Genomic DNA, 19,252 nt, shown 5'->3' on the forward strand with positions numbered 1-19,252 from the left:
TGCAAGATCGACAAGCTAACACAGTCCGCGCCCCCGGCAAGCTAGCCTGGCGTCACGGCGGGGGCAATCGCCCGACTCAGCCCTGGTCGGGCTTGTCGTCGCGCTTGATGCTGTGCTTTTCCGCCGGGCCGCTCTGGCCCAGCGAGGCGGCATCGAGCTTGTCGATCGAGGTGTGGCGGATATCGCGGCCCTTGACCAGATAGACCACGTGCTCGGCCAGGTTGTCGGCATGGTCGCCGATCCGCTCGAGGGCGCGCAGCACCGTCATCACGTTGAGAATGCCGCTGATCGAGCGCGGGTCTTCCATCATGAAGGTGGAGAGCGAGCGCATGGCGGAGGTGTACTCGGTATCCACCGAGTCGTCTTCCTGCAGCACGCTCAGCGCCAGATCGGTATCGAAGCGAGCGAAGGAGGTCAGGGCGTCGCGCAGCATGCGGCGCACGTGCTCGCTGATGTGGCGGATCTCGACGCTACCCTGGGGGATGCGCCCGGCATCGATCAGATCGATGGCGTTGCGGGCGATCTTGTTGGCTTCGTCGCCCATGCGCTCGAGGTCGTTGGTGGCGCGGATCACCGCGATCACCAGACGCAGGTCGGAGGCCGCCGGCTGGCGCCGGGCCAGGATGCGCACGCACTCCTCGTCGATCTTGAGCTGCAGGTCGTTGACGCTGGTGTCGTTGTCGCGCACGCGGGTGGCCAGCGTACTGTCCCCTTCGAGCAGCGCCGAGATGGATTCCTGCAGCTGCTTTTCGACCAGGCCACCCATGGCCATCAGCTGGCTCTTGAGCGCTTCGAGATCCTGGTTGAACTGCTGCGAGATGTGCTGGCTGTGGGTATCGCTGGTGATATCCATCGAGGGCTCCGAAAGGACGAGACGTCAGGGCGATGGCCGTACGCGGACGGCGTGGGCGTATTACCACCTATCGCAGCATGGTGCCGCGATTTTATTGCAAGCATATGACACCGGCCCGGCGATCATAGCGCTCTGGTCATTACAGCGCTCTGGCGGTCACAGCGGCGTCAGCTTGGCAAAGCCCAGCACCAGCCACTTGTCGCCTTCGCCCTCGAAGCTGACATGGACCCGGGCGCGTGCGCCCTCGCCTTCGGCGTCCAGAATCACCCCTTCGCCGAACAGCGGGTGGCTGACACGCTGGCCCAGGGCCAGCGAGGGCAGCTCGTCGCCACCCTCGACGCTCTGCTGGCGCGCCACGCCGACGCTCGGCCGCGAGGTCACCGGACGCGACACCTGGCCGCGCAGACGGACCTCCTCGAGCAGCGCCTCGGGGATCTCGCGCAGAAAGCGCGACGGCCGCGCCATCGTCTCGCGGCCGTGCAGGCGGCGAATCTCGGCGTAGGTGAGATAGAGCTTGCGCATCGCCCGGGTCAGGCCGACATAGCAGAGCCGGCGCTCTTCCTCGAGACGCCCCGGCTCCTCCAGCGACATCTTGTGCGGGAACAGCCCCTCCTCGATGCCGGCGACGAATACCACCGGGAACTCCAGTCCCTTGGCCGAGTGCAGCGTCATCATCTGCACGCAGTCCTCGAACTCGTCGGCCTCGTGGTCGCCGGCGTTGAGCGCCGCCTCGGCCAGGAACGGCTCCAGTGCCGCCGCGCCCTCACCGGCCTCCTGCAGGTCGATCGGGTTGCCTTCGCTCTGCTGGAAGGCGCGCGCGGCGTTGACCAGCTCCTCCAGGTTCTCGACCCGCGCCTGGCCCTTCTCGCCCTTCTCGTTGCGGTGATGCTCGACCAGCCCGGTGAGCGTGATCACGTGATCGATGATCTCGTGCAGCGCCATCCCCGCGGTGTCGTTGTCGAGCCGTTCGATCAGCTCGGCGAAGGCGTTGACCGCGTTGCCGGCGCGCCCCTTGAGGGTGGCATCGCCCAGGCTGTCGTGGAGCGCCTGCCACAGCGAGACGCCGGTATCGCGGGCGCGCATGCGCAGGATCTCGACCGTGCGCGTGCCGATGCCCCGCGCCGGCACGTTGATCACCCGCTCCAGCGAGGCGTCGTCCTCGCGGTTGAGCAGCAGGCGCAGATAGGCCAGGGCGTTCTTGATCTCGAGCCGCTCGTAGAAGCGCTGGCCGCCGTAGATGCGGTACGGCACGCCGCTGCGGATCAGCGCCTCCTCGATCACCCGCGACTGGGCGTTGGAGCGGTAGAGCACCGCCATCTCGCGCCGGGCGTGGCCGTTGCGGTGCTGCTCGTTGATGGTGTCGACGATGAAGCGCGCCTCGTCGAGATCGTTGAAACCGGCGTAGACCGAGATCTTGTCGCCGGCGTCGCCGTCGGTCCACAGCTCCTTGCCCATGCGCCCGGTGTTGTGGCTGATCAGGGCGTTGGCGGCATCCAGAATGGCACTGGTGGAGCGGTAGTTCTGCTCCAGGCGCACCGTGCGCGTGTCGCGGAATTCGCTCTCGAAGCGGCGGATGTTCTCGACCCGCGCGCCGCGCCAGCCGTAGATCGACTGGTCGTCGTCGCCGACCACCGTCATGCAGGCGCTCTCGCCGTCGCCTTCGGTGCCGGCGAGCAGCTTGAGCCAGGCGTACTGCAGGGTGTTGGTGTCCTGGAACTCATCGACCAGGATATGCCCGAAGCGCTCGCGGTAGTGCTTGAGCAGCGCCGCGTTGTCGCGCAGAAGCTCCAGGCTGCGCAGCAGCAGCTCGCCGAAATCGACCAGCCCGCCGCGCTCGCAGGTCAACTGATAGCGCTCGTAGAGATCGACCATCTGCGCCATGTAGGCGTCACCGTGGGTGGCGACCTGGGACGGGCGCAGGCCCTCTTCCTTGCAGCCACTGATGAAGTACTGCACCTGCTTGGGCGGGAAGCGTTCATCGTCGACGCCGTGGTCGCGCAGCAGGCGCTTGACCAGCCGCAGCTGATCGTCGCTGTCGATGATCTGGAAGTGCTGCGGCAGGCGCGCATCGTGCCAGTGGGTGCGCAGCAGACGGTGAGCGATGGAGTGGAAGGTACCCACCCACAGGCTGCGCAGCGAGACGCCCTGCAGCGCCTCCAGACGGGTACGCATCTCGCGCGCCGCCTTGTTGGTGAAGGTCACCGCCAGGATGGCGTAGGGCGAGACACCCTCGGCCTGCAACAGCCAGGCGATGCGATGCACCAGCACCCGGGTCTTGCCCGACCCGGCGCCGGCCAGCACCAGCATGTTGCCGGGCGCGGCGGCCACGGCGTCGCGCTGGTTGGCGTTGAGGGAGTCGATGAGTGCCGAGACGTCGTCCATGGAGAGCTGCGAGACCTGCGGTTGGAGAAGCGGCCGGCGCGGCCACACGCAGGCCGGCACGGCCCGAAGGCACGTGCCGGCCTGCTCATATGACGGCCGCGCAACGAACTACCAGTCTACCACAGCCGCCGTTTGCCCCGGCGCCCGCTGCGGGCGCCGGGCCACGCTCAGCGCTTGCTCGCGGCGTCCTCGGCGGCAGCGCGGATGGCGGCGTCCTGCGGGCGCTCGGTGGCCGAGGGCGTCGACGAGCCCGGAGCCTGCTGCTTGGCGTCCAGCGGCTTGCCGTGGTCGTGGGTGGTGCCGGCGGGCCCGGCGCTGGCCTCGGCGGCGGCCTGGGTGGTCGGCGTGGCCGAGGCGCGGCGGGCGGCACCGGCGTCGCTCTCGCTGTCGGAGGCCGCACGCTGGCGGGTGATGGCTTCGGGCTTGGGCGGCGGCTCGATCACGGTTTCATGGTGCATATCGGCGAGTTTCTCGGCCCCCTTGGCCACGTGGTGGTACAGGTCGCGGTAGTCCTCGACCATGCGCGTCATAGTGGCCGAGACCTGCTCGAAATGCTCACGCACCTCGTCCTTGTAGGCCTTCTGCTCACGATGCAGTTCGCGCATCGGCTCGGTGTTGTGCCCTCCGAGCTTGGCCCCCAGCCAGTAACCCACCAGCACGCCCACGGCGCCCACCGCCACGACGATCGCGATCCAGGGCCCTACGCCAATGCTCTCCATACTCCGCTGCCTCTCGGTTATCGATGAAATCGGGCGCTCGTGCCCCGGCCATAAGAGAAACGCTGAATAAATCGACGAGCGAGATGAAGCGCAAGGCGCATGGAACACAGAACACGAGACATAACAGGGGGTTAGGCGAGTGTTCGAGTACCACGCAACGCAGCGATTCGCTAGCGCAGGCATTTATGCAGCGTTCTCAAGAGACCGAAAGCGAGCACTTATGGTTCCTTACCTAAGCATAATTCAGCCACCGTCGGCCAGCCCGACAGGTCTCGCCGTGGGCTTCGGTTCAGTGGCATCGGCCCAGAGTGACATCGACTCAATGAAAGTCGCGGCTGCGCGGGGCGAGGCCGTCGAGCAGCGCGCTGAGGTCGATCAGGCGCCGGGCAATGACATGGCGCACGCCCTGATGACACTCGTGGCGCCCCACCACCCGCAGCAGGCGCGCCTCCAGCAGCACGCGGCGGTAGCGCTCGGCGAGCCGCTTCCACACCACCACGTTGACCAGCCCGAACTCGTCCTCGAGGGTGAGAAAAGTCACACCCTTGGCCGAGCCCGGGCGCTGGCGCCCGACCACCAACCCGGCCACGTTGACCCCGATATCGCCGGGCAGCGTGGCCAGACGGCGCGAGTCCACCACCCCGCCGAGGCCGCGGGCCTGGCGCAGCAGCGCCAGCGGGTGCGGGCCCAGCGTCGTGCCGACGCTGGCGTAGTCGGCGCGCACCGCCTCGGCCACCGCCATGGGCGGCAGCGCGAGCGCCGCCTCCTCCCCCTCCAGCTCGCCGAACAGCGGCAGCGTGGTCTCGATACCCGCCACCGCCCAACGCGCCTGGTGGCGGTCACCGACGAGCGCCGCCAGGGCACCGGCATCGGCCAGCCGCGACATCACCGCCGGCTTGACCCCGGCACGCGCGGCCAGCCGCGCCACGCTATCGCAGCCGGGCGTGTCGCGCGCCGCCAGCAGGCGCTCGGCATCGGCCTCGGCGAGCCCCTGGATCATGTGCAGACCGAGGCGGATCGCCAGCTCGCCGGTGTCCGCGCCGACGTGTTCGTCCACCGGTTCCAGGGTGCTCTCCCACTGGCTCAGGCGAATATCGACCGGGCGCACCTCGACCCCGTGGCGGCGAGCGTCCTGTAGTACCTGATCGGGCGAGTAGAAGCCCATCGGCCAGCTGTTGATCAGCGCACAGGCGAAGATCGCCTGCTCGTGGCACTTGAGCCAGCAGCTGGCATAGGTGAGCAGGGCGAAGCTGGCGGCGTGGGATTCGGGGAAGCCGTAGCTGCCGAAGCCCTTGATCTGCTCGAACAGGCGCTCGGCGAACGCCTGCGTATAGCCCCGCGCCAGCATGCCCTCGACGATCCGCTGGCGGTGGTGTTCGAGCCCGCCGTGGCGCTTCCACGCCGCCATCGAGCGGCGCAGCTGGTCCGCCTCACCGGGGGTGTAGCCGGCCGCCGCCACCGCCAGCGCCATCACCTGCTCCTGGAACAGCGGCACGCCGAGGGTGCGCGCGAACACCGCCTCGACCTCCGCCGAGGGGTAGGTGATCGGCTCTTCGCCGCTGCGCCGCTTGAGATAGGGGTGCACCATGTCGCCCTGGATCGGCCCCGGGCGCACGATCGCCACCTCGATCACCAGATCGTAGAAGGTGGCCGGCTTCAGCCGCGGTAGCATCGCCATCTGCGCGCGGGACTCGATCTGGAACACGCCCAGGGTGTCGGCGCGCTGGATCATGGCGTAGGTCTCGGGGTCCTCCGCGGGCAGGTCCGCCAGGCCGTAGTCGAGGCCGCGGTGGCGGCGCAGCAGGTCGAAGCTGCGCCGCAGCACCGTGAGCATGCCCAGGGCGAGCACGTCGACCTTCATCAGCCCGACCAGATCGAGATCGTCCTTGTCCCACTGGATCACGGTACGCTCGGCCATGGCCGCGTTCTCCACCGGCACCAGGGTATCGAGCGGGGCGTCCGAGATGACGAAGCCGCCGGGGTGCTGGGACAGATGGCGCGGAAAACCGATCAGGCTCGCGGCCAGCACCAACAGCCGCCGCAGCGGCGGCTCTTCGGGGACGAAGCCGTACTCGCGCAGGCGCGCCGCATCGGGTATCTCATCGCTCCAGCGCCCGGCACAGCGCGCCAGCTGGTCGATACGCTCGGGGGCGAAGCCCAGCGCGCGGCCGATATCGCGGATCGCGCCGGCGGCATGATAGTGGCTGACCACCGCGGTCAACGCCGCACGCTGGCGGCCATAGCGGCGGAAGACGTACTGGATCACCTCCTCGCGGCGGGCATGCTCGAAATCGACGTCGATGTCCGGCGGCTCGTTGCGCTCCGGCGAGATGAAGCGCTCGAACAGCAGCGCGCTATGGGCCGGGTCGATCGAAGTGATGCCGAGGGCAAAGCAGACCGCCGAGTTGGCCGCCGAGCCGCGCCCCTGGCACAGGATGCCCTCGCCGCGGGCAAAGGCGACGATGTCGTGCACGGTCAGGAAGTAGTGCTCGTAACCCAGCGCGGTGATCAGCGCGAGCTCGTGGTCGAGCTGACGCTGCACCGTCTCCGGTACGCCATCGGGCCAGCGCCGCCGTGCGCCCTGGCGGGTCAGCTCGGCGAGCCACGCCGCCGGAGTCTGCCCCGCCGGCACCACTTCATGGGGATAGGTGTACTCGAGTTCGCCGAGATCGAAGTGGCAGCGTGCCGCCAGTGCCACGCTCTCCGCCAGCAGCTCGGCGGGGTAGATCGCTGCCAGCGCGGCACGCGTACGCAGATGGCGTTCGCCGTTGGGGAACAGCGTATCGCCGGCCTCGAACACGCTCTGGTGCTGGCGGATCGCGGTCAGGCAGTCCTGCAGCGCGCGCCGCCCGCGGGCGTGCATGTGCACATCGCCCGCGGCCACCAGCGGTATCTTCAGCGTTGCCGCCAGGGCCTGCCAGCGGGTTAGCCGGGCAGCATCGTCGAGCCCCTGGGTGAAACCGTAGTGCAGCTCCGCTGCCAGCCACAGCCGGCCGGGGAAGTAACCGGCCAGGCGCGCGCCTGCCGCGAGCGTGGCGCTGTCGCCCGGCAGCCACAGCGCGAACAGGCCGGCACCGCCGTCGAGCGCGGCCAGGTCGCTGTCGTAGAGCCGGTACTCACCCTTGGGCGCGCGGCCGCGAATCCGCGTCAGCAGCCCGCACAGCTGGGCATAGCCGTGACGGTTCTCCACCAGCAGCACCAGCTTGAGGCCGCTCTCGCTACGCAGTTCGGCACCCACGATCAGGCGCACCCCGTGGGCCCTGGCGGCCTGCCAGGCACGCACGATGCCGGCCAGGGTCGCCTCGTCGGTGATCGCCAGCGAGTGATAACCAAGCCGCGCGGCGCGGGCGAACAGTTCGTCCGCGGTGGAGGCACCGCGCTGGAAGCTGAAGGCGGAGAGACAGTGCAGCTCGGCGTAGGCGTTGGCCTCGTGGCCCGGCGATTCGTGGGCGCCCGCAGCCGCACCCGGGGGCGTTGTCTCATCATGGGCGCCCGTAGCCGCGCCGGAGCCCGTTGTCTCGTCGCCGTGGGCGGCCGCGCCGGCATCGTTGGCGGCATCGTTGGCGGCATCGCCGGGCGACCAGGCAGGCGGGCGGCTCATCCGAACCACCCGTGCAGATGGAAGCCCTCACCGCCGGGCTCGCGCCAGACCCAGGCATGGCGGCCATCGTGCCACTCGGCCAGATAGTAATCGCGACGCACGTCGTCACCATCCCACCAGCCGCTCTCGATCCGCTCAGGCCCGGCCAGCAGCCGGGCGATACCGGGCTCCGCCGGCGTCATCTCGGCGAGCAGCCAGCCGGGACGCAATCGGGCCTCGGGGGTGTCGGTGGCGCGCGGCCCGGCGGCGGCGAACACGGCGGCCTCGGGGCGGTGCTCGCGATGCTCGACCAGCGGCTTCAGCGCCGCCTCGCCCAGCCGCGCCACCAGCCGCTGATGCAGCGCCGCCCAGACCTGGGCTTGGCGCGCGGGGCCGGCCAGCAGCTCGCGGCGCACCGGGGCGTAGGGGGTGAACCGCGAGGCCGCCAGGGTCACGCTCAGCACCGGCCCTTCAAGACGCACCCGCTCGAGCTGCGCGCGGGTCAGTTCGAGCAGCGTCTCGGCGTCGCGCTGGGGGGCCAGCAAGCCAACCTCGAAGCGCTGCGCCGGGCCACCCTCCAGCCCCAGCACCAGGCTGAAACGCTCGACCCCGGCATCCTGGCCGCGCAGGAAAGCGCTCAGCTCCTGCAGCAGGCGCTTGAGCGGAAAGGCCAGCCCGGCGATGGCGTGCACCGGGCGCTCGAACTCGAAGCTGCGCGAGAAGTGCGTCGCCGGGCGATAGACTGCCAGCGCCAGCGGCCACTCCCCGCGCAGCTCGCCGAGATGGCGCATTACGCCGCCGCCGAAGCGCCGCGCCAGTGCCGGGCGCGGCAGCGTGAACAGCTCGCCGAGCCGGCGGAAGCCGCTGCGGTTCAAGGTCTGCACGCTCTCCGCCGCCAGCCCACTACGCGCCAGCGGCAGTCTCGCCAGCGCCGCTTCCAGCCCGGCGTCGTCCACTGCCAGGCCGTCGTGGGCATTGACCAGCACCCGCGCCGCCGCCGGATTGGGCGCCACCACCAGGCGGTGGGTAAACCCCAGGGCGGCGAGCTCGCCACGTAGCCGCGCCTCGAATGCCGGCCAGGGGCCGAACAGAGCCAGACTGCTGGCGACCTCGAACACCAGCGCATGCGGATAGTCGAGACTCACCTGCCCACTGTAGGCATAGGCCCAGGCGGCCAGACGCTGGCGCCAGCGCTCCACCGCCGCGGCCTCCAGCGGGGCGCAGTCAAGCGCCGGGCAGAACGCCTCGGCCAGCCCGCGCGGCTGGCCGGGTTTGACCCCCTGGTCGCGTGCGGCTTGATTCGCGGCACGAATGCGCTGGCGCGGCGGCGCGCCCTCGAGCAGCGCGAAAGGCGCCGTGGGGTCGTCACGCCGGCGCAGCGCCCCCTCCAGCGCCAGCCGCGGAAACAGCAGACAGGCCCAGCTCACGGCGTCACGCCCCCGCTTCGAGGGCGATGTGCGTGGCACGCGGCCACCCGCCGCGGCACTTGAGCACTTCCAGCGCCGGCGTGCGCCCGGTGCCCGGCGGATGGAGGCGCAGCCGTAGCGCCGCCGGTGAGGCCTCGCTGGCGCGCGCCAGCGGCCGATGCACGAAGCCCAGGGTATCGCCACTCGCCGCGGCCACCTGCAGCCGACGTAGCGCCCGCGCATCGGCCTGCGGCAGCCACGCCAGCACCGCCGCACAGCAGCCGGCCCGCAGGCACTGCTCGGTGGCCCAGAGCGCTTCGCGCCCGCTCACGTCGAGCCAGTGGCAGTGGTCGAGTTCGACCCCGGCGCGCCGCCAGGCCGCCGGATAGGGCAGCGCCGGCGGCGCCACCAGCACCACCGGGCGCTGCTCGCGAGTCAGACGTGCCAGCAGCGGCCACAGCAGCGCGAGCTCCCCGCTGCCGGCACCGCTACAGAGCAGCTCACTGATCGCCCCGCGCGGCCAGCCGCCCGCCGGGAGTGCCGCATCCAGCGTCGGGTGGCCACTGGCGACCGCGCTGGCGGGAGACTCGGCGGCGCTCTCCTGAGCGCGCCAGACGACGCGGCTATCGAGCAGCCGATCGAGCGCACTCACCGCCCGCGGCTCCGGCAATGGCACTGGCACTGGCACTGGCAACGCCAGGTACACCGGAGGCGGCAGCTCGCGGCAACGTGGCGGCAAAGCTGACGATGACACTCAGACATGGGCGACATCCCCCTGGCCTTCGAAGGGGATAGTGTCGCTCACAAACCCAAATACTGTCTATATATACAGTATTTGTGACATGCCTTGGCCCGGCAGCGAAGGGCGCCGCGCCGGCAGAGCGCGTCTGAGCGAACGAGTCCCGAACGAACGCATGGACCGCACGGGCGCGGCCCGGCAAGCGCCGGGGGAGCAGAGAAAAGGCGGAGAGAAGACAGAGAGAGCGGGATTCGAGAGCACGGCGTCCGAGAGCGCGGAACCGAGAAGGCGTGTGCGTCAGGCCGAAGACGAGGGGGTATTGGGCACCCGCAGCGTGCCCAGGCTGCGCTTGATCGCCTTGAGCTGGTCGCTGATCTGCGGGCCGCGATTCTTGGCCACGCCCACCGCCAGCACGTCGATGGTCAACAGATGCGCGATACGCGAGGTCATGGGGATATAGACCTCGGTGTCCTCCTGCACGTCCACCGGCAGCACCAGGCTCACCTCGTGGGCCAGCGGCGAGTCGCTGGGACACAGCCCGATCACCGTGGCGCCGGCCTTGACCGCGGTCTTGGCGCTGGCCAGCAGCGCCCGGGTGCGTCCGGTCTGGGAGATCGCCACCACCACGTCGCCGACCTTCAGCGTCGCCGCCGACATCGCCTGCATGTGCGGATCGGCGTAGGCCGAGGTCTGGATCTGCAGGCGGAAGAACTTGTGCTGGGCGTCGGCGGCGACCACGCCGGAGGCGCCATAGCCGTAGAACTCGACCCGATTGGCCACCGCCAGCGCGGCGATCGCGCGGCCCAGCGCCTCGTTGTCGAGGCTGTCGCGTACCTGCTCGAGGGTCTCGATGGTGGTATCGAAGATACCGTGGGAGAACTCGGAGACGCTCTCGGCATCGGTCAGCGAGAACTGCGCGTACTGGCTGCCCTTGGCCATCATCTGGGCCAGCTTGAGCTTGAACTCCTGGAAACCGGCCATGCCCATGGCGCGGCAGAAGCGCACCACCGTCGGCTCGCTCACCTGGGCTTCGCTGGCGAGATCGGTGATCCGCATCAGGATCACTTCTTCGGGGTGGCGCAGCACGAAACGGGCGACTTTCTGCTCGGAGCGCCGCAGGCGATCCATGTGCACACGCAGTTCGTCGAACAGCGAACGGCTCATGCCCGTCCCTCGTATCGCAGCATTATCGGTCTCGCTTTAGCGTGGGGTGGCTAGGGTCTATACGAAAACTGCCTGCGCTCGGCAATACGGCGTTAAAAATCGGCTCAAAATGCTCATTTACACCCCGTAAACTCCGCTTTTTCGTCGATTTTTGCCTTGTCTTACCTTCGCTCGCCGACTTTTCGTACGAACCCTAAGTATGCCCCACTCGCCGGGTGGGATCACGCGCCCACCGGGCGCCGAAAAAGGGAAAAAAGTCGGACGTCATGATCTTGTAAAGTTGGGTATAGTATGCATATCGGGCACCCAACCCGATGACCTGAGGATGCCAGGAGATTCGATCAATGAAGGACATTGAAAATCTTCACGCCCTGAAGAGCGAAATTTTCGACATTTTCATGCATCTCGAAGTCGACGAGCACGAGCAGCGCAAGCGTCGCGCCGCGGTACGCTACCTGAAGGCGCGTCGCGGTATCGAACAGCGCGCGGAGAGGCGCCGTCTACAGCAGCATATCGCCGAGCTGCCCGACTAGGGCGATCCATTCGGCACACCAGACGCCCCGCTGAGGGGGTGTCTGGCCCTCGGGGCAGCGCCACGCGGCCGCTGCCCTACCCCTTCTTTCGCGCCGATGCCGGCGCTAGGATTTGTACGAAAAGTCAGCGAGCGACGGCCAGACCGGGGCGCGTGGCTGAGACAAAAAATCGGCGAAAACGACACCGGGGCCCGGGAGCATCATGCCCCCGGGCCCCGGCCGTATGCGTCTTTCAGCTTGTGAAAACAGGCGCTTTCGAAACTCAAGCGCTTCCGAGCATCAGAGGCTGTTGAAGAACACCACGATGACGCCGATGGGGGCGACGTAACGCGACACGTAGTGCCACAGCACGCGTCCTTTCGGCCCCAGGCCCAGCTCCTGCTTGACGTCGTCGCTGTCCAGGAACCAGGCGGTGAAGACGATCACCGCGAGCCCGGTCAGCGGCAGCATCAGCTTGCTGGTGAGGGCATCGAGCAGATCGAAGACGTTGAAGCCGAACGGCTGGAAGCCGGACCAGAGGTTGAACGCCAGCAGCGCGGCGATCCCCAGGCTCCAGGTCGCCAGGGCGGCGACGAACGCCGAACCGAGTCGCGACAGCGGCGTGCGCTCTTCGAGGAACTCGGTGACCGGCTCCAGCAGCGAGATCGCCGAGGTCAGCGCGGCCACCGTGAGCAGGGCGAAGAAGATGGTGCCGAACGCCAGCCCCCAGGGCATGTCGATGAACGCCAGCGGCAGGGTGACGAAGAGCAGGCCCGGGCCGGCGCTGGGGTCGAGATTGTTGGCGAAGACCACCGGGAAGATCGCCATGCCGGCGCCGAGGGCGATCACCGTATCCAGGATCACCACGGTACGCGCGGTCTTGATCAGATCGACGTCCTGCCCCAGGTAGGAGCCATAGGCCATCATGATGCCCATGCCCAGCGACAGGGTGAAGAAGGCATGCCCCAGCGCGGCGAGGATGACCCCACCGTTGAGCTTGCTCCAGTCGGGGGAGAACATGAAGGTGGCCGCCTGGCCGAAGCCGGAAGTGGTCATGCCGAAGCCGATCAGCACGATCAGCGCCACGATCAGCAACGGCATCAGCCACTTGGCGGCGCGCTCCAGGCCGCCCTTGACCCCGCCGGCGACGATGCCGAAGGTCAGCAGCATGAACAGCGTGTGCCACAGCAGCAGCGTACCCGGCTGGCCCAGCAGGGTGGTGAAGTAGTCACCCACGCTGACCCCACTGGAGCGGCCGAGATCACCGCTGAGCGTGCTCCAGGTGTAGTTGAGCGACCAGCCGCCGACCACGCTGTAGAAAGAGAGAATCAGGAACGACCCGAGCACGCCGGCGATCCCCACCAGCACCCAGTCCGGCGATTTCTTCTCCTTGCGACTGAGCGTCTGCATGGTGTTGATCGGGTTGGACTGGCCACGGCGGCCGAGCAGCCACTCGGAGACCAGGATCGGCAGCCCGATCAGCGCGATACACACCAGGTAGACGAGCACGAACACGGCGCCGCCGCTGTCGCCCACCATGTAGGGGAATTTCCAGATATTGCCGAGCCCGACCGCCGAGCCGGTCGCCGCCAGGACGAAGGCCGTGCGAGAGGACCACTGCGCATGGGTGTGGGATTTGGCCATGAGTTCACCATCGACTGGATGTGTTGTTGGAAGTCCACCGGGCCGGCCGGGGCTTCTTATTTTCCGCGCGGATTATAGCGACTCGCGCATTGTTGATCCCGTGTGACGCGGGAAAAGCGATAAAAAACGGGGAAAAAACCCGGAATCTCCTCGCTAAAGCACCGTCTCAGCGAGGATGAAAGCGCTCCGGCAGATGCGCCCGATGGGCGAAGTGCCGGGCGTTCTTGTAGGGCATCTTCATGTAGCCGGAGACCCCCAGGCCGTCGATCTCCGGCACCGCCGCCAGCAGCGTCTCCAGACACTGGCGAAACTCCCCCTCGCGGGCCGGATCGAGCAGGCGGTAGTGGCTGTGAATCTTGAGATGGGTCGGCAGCGCCTCGAAGATGATCATTCCGGTGTGGTGGATGGCGTTGAGGCGTGACAGCGCCTCGATCATCACCGGCGGTAGGCGCAGGAACTCTTCCGGGTCGGGGCCATCCTCGAAATAGGAGTGCTCACGGCTGGTGTCCTCCAGCTCCGGCGTGGGGCTGACCTCGTAGGGGATCGCCCAGCCGGGCTTGGGCACGAACGGCTGGGCAGGGTCGTCGCGGTCGATGTGCAGGGTGCGCCGGGCATTGAACAGACACGCCTTGAACACGCCCTCGGGGCGATGAATCGCCCGCGCCAGGGTGACCATATTGTTAACCGCGGCGACGAAGGCGCTGCGCAGTTCGCTCTCGTGCAGGCTCAGCGAGGTGTCGACCTCCACCCCGGCATCACTCCAGCGCAGCGCCAGCCCGCCCACCACCGGATAGCGGCCGAGCCGACCCACCGCGACCAGGAACGCTTTCTCGAGATCGCCCATGCCCTGCATGAAGTGCTTGTAGTAGCGGTCGAGCTGCACGTCGTTGACCGCCCGCAGGGCGTCCTCGTCGCGCCCTTCCTGGCGCGCGTCCTCGCGCAGGAAGGCCTTGCGCGAGCTGTAGACCACGGTCTCGATCTCCTGCTCCAGCGAACGTACCCACACCGGCACCAGCGGTGTCTCCGCGGGAGAGGCGACCTCGGGCAGCCGGGTGCGGGCGATCCGCGGCATATGGGCGAGGAAATAGTCCCCGGCGCGGCGCGCCAGTCTGGGGTCGTCGGCGAGCATGGCATCCAGCAGGCGCGCGAACTCCACCGGCAGGCCCAGCGCGGTGGCGGGGATGGTGGCACGGCCGAAGCGGCTCGACTGCGCCGAGGCCAGGGCATAGAGGGTCGCCGCGGCACCCTGCTCGTCGAAGCGCGGCGACGATAGCGCGCCGTTGAGCTGGGCCTCGCCGATATAGTAAACGTCGCCCATGCGCGCATTGGTGTGCTGCAGGTCGTCGGACATCAGCGCCATCACATGGCGCGACAGGAACTGGCCCGCGGCATCGAGCTGGGCGAAGACCGAAGAGCCCCAGTCGATCAGCGCGATGTGCCCGCTCTGCGGGTCGAACATCAGGTTGGAGGGCTTGATGTCGCCGTGGACCACGATGCGCCCCTGCTCGGCATCGCGCCGCAGCGCGCGCAGGATATCGGCGAGCTGGGCGGCGATGGCGATGATCAGCCGCGCCGGCAGGCGCCCGTGGCGCAGCGAGTACTCCTCCAGATTGACCCCGGGGGCGCGCTGCATCACCAGCATCGCCTGATGGCGCAGGGTGCGATAGGCGATCAGCCGCGGCACCCGGGGATGCTCGACCTGCTCGAGCATGAACGCCTCCTCCTCGAGGCGCTCGTGGAACGCCTGGGGCAGATTCTGGCGGGTGAACTTGAACACGTGGCTGGCGCCACCCGCCTCGATGCCGGCGAAGACGAAGCCGTAGGCGCCCTTGCCGATCAGCTCGACGTCGCGATATCCGATCTGGGTCAGCTGGCGGCAGCAGCGGGCGATCCAGGCGCGCAGCTGGCGCGCCTGGCTCTGGCTGAGCAGGTAGACCGACTGCTCCTCGGGGATATAGAACTGCTGCAGTCCCGTCGGCTCGGAGGTCATGGGATCGACTCAGCGCAGCTCGGCGAGCATGCTCTCCGGCGCTTCGAGGTAGCCCTTCCAGCGGTTGCAGAAGCGCGCCATGGTGCCGCCATCGAGCACGCGGTGGTCGCCGGACCAGGTCACGGTCATGATCGAGCGCGCCACCACCCGTCCCTCGGCATCGAAGCGCGGCAGCCGCTGCACCCGACCGAGGGCGACGATCGCCACTTCCGGCGCGTTGATGATCGGCATAGCGTAGGTGCCGCCGAGCGCGCCGATGTTGGAGATGCTGATGGTGCCGCCCTTGAGATCCGCCGGCGCGACCCGGCCCTCCCGCGCGGCCCGGGTCAGGCGCTCGACCTCGGCCGCCACCTGACGCAGGCTCAGCGTCTCCACATGCTTGACGTTGGGCACCAGCAGGCCGCTCTGGCTATCCACCGCCATGCCGATATGGCACCCGGGCTGATAGTGGATCGCCTCGGCGTCAGCATCGAAGCGGCAGTTGAGCAGCGGGAACTCGCTCACCGCCAGCGCCAGCGCCTTCATCAGCAGCGGCATCAGGGTGAGCCGCTCGTCGCGCTCGGCGAAACTGGCCTTGAGCCGCTCGCGCAGGGCCAGCAGCTCGGTGACATCGAACTCGTCGCCGTAGGCGAAGTGGGGATGCTCGCCGCGGCCTCGCTCATGCGCCGCGCCATCACCGCGCGGATGCCCTTGAGCGGCTCGATCCGATCCTCCGCCGCTGGCTCGCCAGCGGTCGGGGGTTGGCTCTGGGCCTGGCTCTGATTCTCGTCGCCGCGCTCGGCCGCAGGCTGCGCTGTCTCGGCGGCACTGTCACGGCGCTGCTGGAATGCCAGCACGTCCTCCTTGAGCACGCGGCCATCCTTGCCGCTGCCGGGGATCTCATCGAGTGTCAGCCCCAGCTCGCGCACCCGCCGGCGCACCGCCGGGCTGGCGGGAATACGCCGCCGCCCAGTCGGCGATGCCGCGGGCGCCGAGGTTCCACGTGAAACACTCGCCAATGCGGTCGACTGCGAGGCCGACTGCGAGACATCGGCTGCCGCACCAGGGACCGTGTCGGTTGTCGTGCCGGAAGCGGTGGACGTTTCGCTCGTCGCGGGGTGATAGGTGAACAGCGGCGTATGCACCCGGGCGCTCTCGCCGACCTGGCAGTGGTGCCGCGCCAGGCGCCCCGCCTCGGGCGCGGTGATCTCCATCACCGCCTTGTCGGTACTCACCTCGACCACCGGCTGATCCTCGGCGATCTCTTCGCCTTCCGCGACCTGCCACGCCACCACCTCGCACTCGACGATGCCCTCGCCGAGATCGGGCAGCAGGAAAGGCTTGGCCGCGGCGGGGGCCGGCTCGTCCTGCAGCGTCGGTTCGTTCAGTGGCGCCTGTTCGTCCTGCGGCGTCTGTTCGTCCTGCGGCGCAGGCGGCTGCGGAATTTCCGTGTCGGGGGTGGCCGCCTCAGGCGCGGGCGCGCGGGCTGCCGGGCTGGCGGCGGCACTGTCGGTGTGCGTCGCCGTGTCCTCCGAGACGACATAGGCGAACAGCGGCGCGTGCACGCGGGCGGTCTGCCCCTCGCCGCAATAGAGCCGGGTCACCCGCCCGGCGTCGGGCGCGGTGATCTCCATCACCGCCTTGTCGGTGCTCACCTCGACCACCGGCTGATCCTCGGCGATGCTGTCGCCCTCGGCGACCAGCCACTTGACCACTTCGCACTCGACGATGCCTTCACCGAGATCGGGTAGTAGGAAATCGCTCATCTCACCCTCCTCGGCTTTGTACGAAACCTGCCTGTGCTCGACCATACGGCGTTAAAAAACAGCTCAAAGTACTCATTTACACCCCGTAAACTCCGTCTTTTCGCTGATTTTTGCCTTGTCTGGTCATCGCTCGCCGACTTTTCGTACATAGCCTAAAAATCCATCGTCTGCTGGATCGCTTCGAACACCTTCAGGGGCCCGGGCATGTACTCCTTCTCCAGCGTCAGCGGAAACGGCGTATCGAGCCCGGTGACCCGCGCAATCGGCGACTCCAGGTAGAGGAAGCAGCGGCTCTGGATGGTGGCCGCGATCTCGGCGGCGAAACCGCCGGTCAGCGGTGCCTCGTGGCTCACCACCAGCCGCCCGGTCTTCAGCACCGAGCTGGCCACGGTCTCCACGTCCCACGGCACGATGGTGCGCAGATCGATGATTTCACACGAGATACCCGCCTCCTCGGCCATCTCCGCCGCCTGCTCGACCACCTCGACCTGGGCGCCCCAGGCGAGCAGGGTGATGTCTTCGCCGGCCTTGATCACCTCGGCCTGGCGCAGCGGCAGCTGGTAGTCCTCGTCCGGCACTTCGCCCACGGCGGCGCGGTAGAGGCGCTTGGGCTCGAAGAAGATGACCGGGTCCGGCGAGCGGATCGCGGCCAGCAGCAGCCCCTTGGCCTGGTGCGGATTGCGTGGCACGACCACGGTCAGCCCCGGGGTGTGGGCGAAATAGGCCTCCGGCGACTGCGAGTGGTAGTGGCCGCCAGCGATACCGCCGCCGTAGGGGGCGCGGATGGTGAGCCCGCCGACATCGAACAGGCTGCCGGAGCGGTAGCGGAACTTGGCGCTCTCGTTGACGATCTGGTCGAACGCCGGAAAGATGTAGTCGGCGAACTGGATCTCGGCCACCGGCACCGAGCCCTGGGCCGCCAGCCCGTTGGCGAAGCCGACGATGCCCTGCTCCACCAGCGGGGTGTTGAAGCAGCGCTCGCGGCCGTACTTCTCCTGCAGATGGCTGGTGGCACGGAAGACCCCACCGAACACGCCCACGTCCTCACCGAAGCAGAGTACCCGCGGGTCCGCCGCCATGGCGGTATCCAGCGCGTTATTGATCGCCTGGAGCAGATTCATGCGGCTCATGGGCGTGCCTCCCCACCATTGGTCGAAGCATCACCCCGCAGCGCCTCATCGGCCTGGTCGGTATCGAGCCAGGGCGCGCTGCGCGGATAGGCCTCCGGGTGGCGCCGCACATGCGCCACCAGCGTCTCGAACTGCTCGCGCAGCGCCGGCGGCACCTCGGCGTAGACGTCGGTGACCAGCGTCTCCAGCGCCGGCGGGCGGCGCTTCTCGGCGCGCTTCATGGTATCGAGCACCTCACGGCGCAGCGACTCCACCAGCTCGCGCTCTTCGTCTTCCTCCCACCAGCCGCGATCGAGCAGCCAGCGCTGCAGGCGGCGCAGCGGATCCTTCTTGCGCCACGCCTCCTCCTCTTTCTTGCTGCGGTAGCCGGAGGGGTCGTCGGAGGAGGAGTGCGCCGCCAGGCGGTAGGTCATCGCCTCGATCAGCACCGGCTCGTTCTCCTCCACCGCCAGCCGCCGGGCCTCGCGGGTCGCCTCGTAGACCGCCAGGGCATCGTTGCCGTCGACCCGGATCGACTGCATGCGATAGCCGAACGCGCGCGCGGCGACGCCGTCGCCGGCGAACTGCTCGGTGACCGGGGTGGAGATGGCGTAGCCGTTGTTACGGCACAGGAAGATCACCGGCACCTTGTGCACCGAGGCCATGTTGAGCGCGGCGTGGAAGTCCCCCTCCGAGGCCGCCCCCTCGCCGAAGATCGCCAGCGTACAGTGGCCCTGGCCGGCCAGCTTCTGGCCGTAGGCGTAGCCGGTGGCCTGGGGAATCTGGGTCGCCAGCGGCGACGAGATGGTGAGGTAGTAGAGCTCACGTGAGCCGTAGTGAATCGGCATCTGGCGGCCGTGGGCGGGGTCGCCCTGGTTGCCGAACAGCTGATCCATGAAGGCCTCGGTGGTGAAGCCGCGGTAGGCCAGCGCCCCCTGTTCGCGGTACTGCGCCATGATCATGTCGGCATCGTCGAGTGCCGCGGTGGCGCCCACCACCGCGGCCTCCTCGCCGGTGCACTGCATGTAGAAGCTGAGCCGCCCCTGGCGCTGGGCCACCATCATGCGCTCGTCGAGCACCCGGGTGTAGAGCATGGCGCAGTAGAGGCGCCGCGCCGTGTCGCGTTCCAGGCTCGGCTGGCCCGCACCGGCGTAGAGGGTGCCATCGGGCTTGAGCAGCGTGAATACGGGGATCTGGATATCGTCGCCATTGGCGAAGACGGGCTTGTGGACCGGCTTCGCCGTGGATCGGGTCGTCTTCATCTGGCGCTTCCTGAAATCGAGATGGCCGAGAGAGCGATGCGCTTTGTGAGCGGCTTTCGACATATGACCTTGACGTTAATGTCAACTCGCCGCCATCCGACCTTGGTCTTTCAGCACTAGGTCCTATTGTCCTGCGCGACGCAGCGT

At 68.4% G+C, this 19,252-nt stretch carries 14 protein-coding genes; 1 reads left to right on the top strand and 13 read right to left on the bottom strand.

The annotated features are described in order from the left end of the window. Positions 1-76 precede the first annotated feature (76 nt). The 7 genes from phoU to hexR all read right to left on the bottom strand — a co-directional run bounded on the left by phoU (position 77) and on the right by hexR (position 10,843). A complete protein-coding gene (gene phoU, locus QO259_RS18355; RefSeq protein ID WP_207036688.1) occupies positions 77-853 on the bottom strand; it encodes a phosphate signaling complex protein PhoU in 777 nt (258 codons plus the stop codon). Between the two features lie 156 nt (positions 854-1,009). Continuing rightward, positions 1,010-3,235: a DNA helicase II gene (gene uvrD, locus QO259_RS18360; RefSeq protein WP_285951098.1), complete on the bottom strand. Its 2,226-nt coding sequence runs from the start codon at positions 3,233-3,235 to the stop codon at positions 1,010-1,012. Positions 3,236-3,402: 167 nt separating this feature from the next. After that, entirely contained in the window at positions 3,403-3,954 is a 552-nt protein-coding gene (locus QO259_RS18365) for a ZapG family protein (RefSeq protein WP_207036686.1), read from the bottom strand. 319 nt (positions 3,955-4,273) lie between these two features. Beyond that, positions 4,274-7,555, bottom strand: a complete 3,282-nt coding sequence (locus QO259_RS18370) for an error-prone DNA polymerase (RefSeq protein ID WP_285951099.1) — start codon at positions 7,553-7,555, stop codon at positions 4,274-4,276. Then, the gene (locus tag QO259_RS18375; protein ID WP_285951100.1) at positions 7,552-8,961 is read right to left on the bottom strand and encodes a Y-family DNA polymerase; all 1,410 of its coding nucleotides are present in this window, start codon (positions 8,959-8,961) and stop codon (positions 7,552-7,554) included. The genes QO259_RS18370 and QO259_RS18375 overlap by 4 nt, the downstream gene beginning before the upstream one ends. A gap of 4 nt (positions 8,962-8,965) precedes the next feature. Beyond that, positions 8,966-9,592 carry a translesion DNA synthesis-associated protein ImuA gene (gene imuA, locus QO259_RS18380; protein WP_285951101.1) on the bottom strand — a complete coding sequence of 209 codons (627 nt, stop codon included), beginning with the start codon at positions 9,590-9,592 and terminating at the stop codon, positions 8,966-8,968. A gap of 384 nt (positions 9,593-9,976) precedes the next feature. Next, positions 9,977-10,843 carry a transcriptional regulator HexR gene (gene hexR / locus QO259_RS18385; protein WP_035469657.1) on the bottom strand — a complete coding sequence of 289 codons (867 nt, stop codon included), beginning with the start codon at positions 10,841-10,843 and terminating at the stop codon, positions 9,977-9,979. Between the two features lie 344 nt (positions 10,844-11,187). On the opposite strand from hexR, the gene QO259_RS18390 reads away from it, so the two are divergent. Further along, entirely contained in the window at positions 11,188-11,376 is a 189-nt protein-coding gene (locus tag QO259_RS18390) for a PA3496 family putative envelope integrity protein (protein WP_035469655.1), read from the top strand. A gap of 279 nt (positions 11,377-11,655) precedes the next feature. Here QO259_RS18390 and QO259_RS18395 read toward each other — a convergent pair whose 3' ends face one another. The 6 genes from QO259_RS18395 to QO259_RS18420 form a co-directional block, all read right to left on the bottom strand. Further along, positions 11,656-12,999, bottom strand: a complete 1,344-nt coding sequence (locus QO259_RS18395; protein WP_285951102.1) for a sodium-dependent transporter — start codon at positions 12,997-12,999, stop codon at positions 11,656-11,658. A 166-nt stretch (positions 13,000-13,165) separates the two neighbouring features. Continuing rightward, positions 13,166-14,989 (bottom strand): protein kinase domain-containing protein, encoded by a 1,824-nt coding sequence (locus QO259_RS18400; protein ID WP_285951103.1) that lies wholly within the window; start codon positions 14,987-14,989, stop codon positions 13,166-13,168. Positions 14,990-14,998: 9 nt separating this feature from the next. Further along, positions 14,999-15,589 carry a 2-oxo acid dehydrogenase subunit E2 gene (locus QO259_RS18405; RefSeq protein ID WP_353057332.1) on the bottom strand — a complete coding sequence of 197 codons (591 nt, stop codon included), beginning with the start codon at positions 15,587-15,589 and terminating at the stop codon, positions 14,999-15,001. Next, positions 15,526-16,734, bottom strand: coding sequence for a biotin/lipoyl-containing protein (locus tag QO259_RS18410; protein WP_285951104.1), 1,209 nt, complete (start codon positions 16,732-16,734; stop codon positions 15,526-15,528). The genes QO259_RS18405 and QO259_RS18410 overlap by 64 nt, the downstream gene beginning before the upstream one ends. 152 nt (positions 16,735-16,886) lie before the next feature. Next, complete coding sequence (locus QO259_RS18415) at positions 16,887-17,864, bottom strand: alpha-ketoacid dehydrogenase subunit beta (protein ID WP_285951105.1); 978 nt, start codon at positions 17,862-17,864, stop codon at positions 16,887-16,889. Continuing rightward, complete coding sequence (locus QO259_RS18420) at positions 17,861-19,105, bottom strand: thiamine pyrophosphate-dependent dehydrogenase E1 component subunit alpha (RefSeq protein WP_285951106.1); 1,245 nt, start codon at positions 19,103-19,105, stop codon at positions 17,861-17,863. Before QO259_RS18420 ends, QO259_RS18415 begins: the two co-directional genes overlap by 4 nt. Between the last annotated feature and the right edge of the window lie 147 nt (positions 19,106-19,252).

It is taken from the genome of Salinicola sp. JS01, from assembly GCF_030284585.1.
GTDB lineage: Bacteria > Pseudomonadota > Gammaproteobacteria > Pseudomonadales > Halomonadaceae > Salinicola.

Bases quoted from the DNA above. Each gene is read 5' to 3' on its own strand.
- phoU (WP_207036688.1), bottom strand. From the start codon at position 853: ATGGATATCACCAGCGATACCCACAGCCAGCACATCTCGCAGCAGTTC.
- uvrD (WP_285951098.1), bottom strand. From the start codon at position 3,235: ATGGACGACGTCTCGGCACTCATCGACTCCCTCAACGCCAACCAGCGC.
- QO259_RS18365 (WP_207036686.1), bottom strand. From the start codon at position 3,954: ATGGAGAGCATTGGCGTAGGGCCCTGGATCGCGATCGTCGTGGCGGTG.
- QO259_RS18370 (WP_285951099.1), bottom strand. From the start codon at position 7,555: ATGAGCCGCCCGCCTGCCTGGTCGCCCGGCGATGCCGCCAACGATGCC.
- hexR (WP_035469657.1), bottom strand. From the start codon at position 10,843: ATGAGCCGTTCGCTGTTCGACGAACTGCGTGTGCACATGGATCGCCTG.
- QO259_RS18390 (WP_035469655.1), top strand. From the start codon at position 11,188: ATGAAGGACATTGAAAATCTTCACGCCCTGAAGAGCGAAATTTTCGAC.
- QO259_RS18395 (WP_285951102.1), bottom strand. From the start codon at position 12,999: ATGGCCAAATCCCACACCCATGCGCAGTGGTCCTCTCGCACGGCCTTC.
- QO259_RS18400 (WP_285951103.1), bottom strand. From the start codon at position 14,989: ATGACCTCCGAGCCGACGGGACTGCAGCAGTTCTATATCCCCGAGGAG.
- QO259_RS18410 (WP_285951104.1), bottom strand. From the start codon at position 16,734: ATGAGCGATTTCCTACTACCCGATCTCGGTGAAGGCATCGTCGAGTGC.
- QO259_RS18415 (WP_285951105.1), bottom strand. From the start codon at position 17,864: ATGAGCCGCATGAATCTGCTCCAGGCGATCAATAACGCGCTGGATACC.
- QO259_RS18420 (WP_285951106.1), bottom strand. From the start codon at position 19,105: ATGAAGACGACCCGATCCACGGCGAAGCCGGTCCACAAGCCCGTCTTC.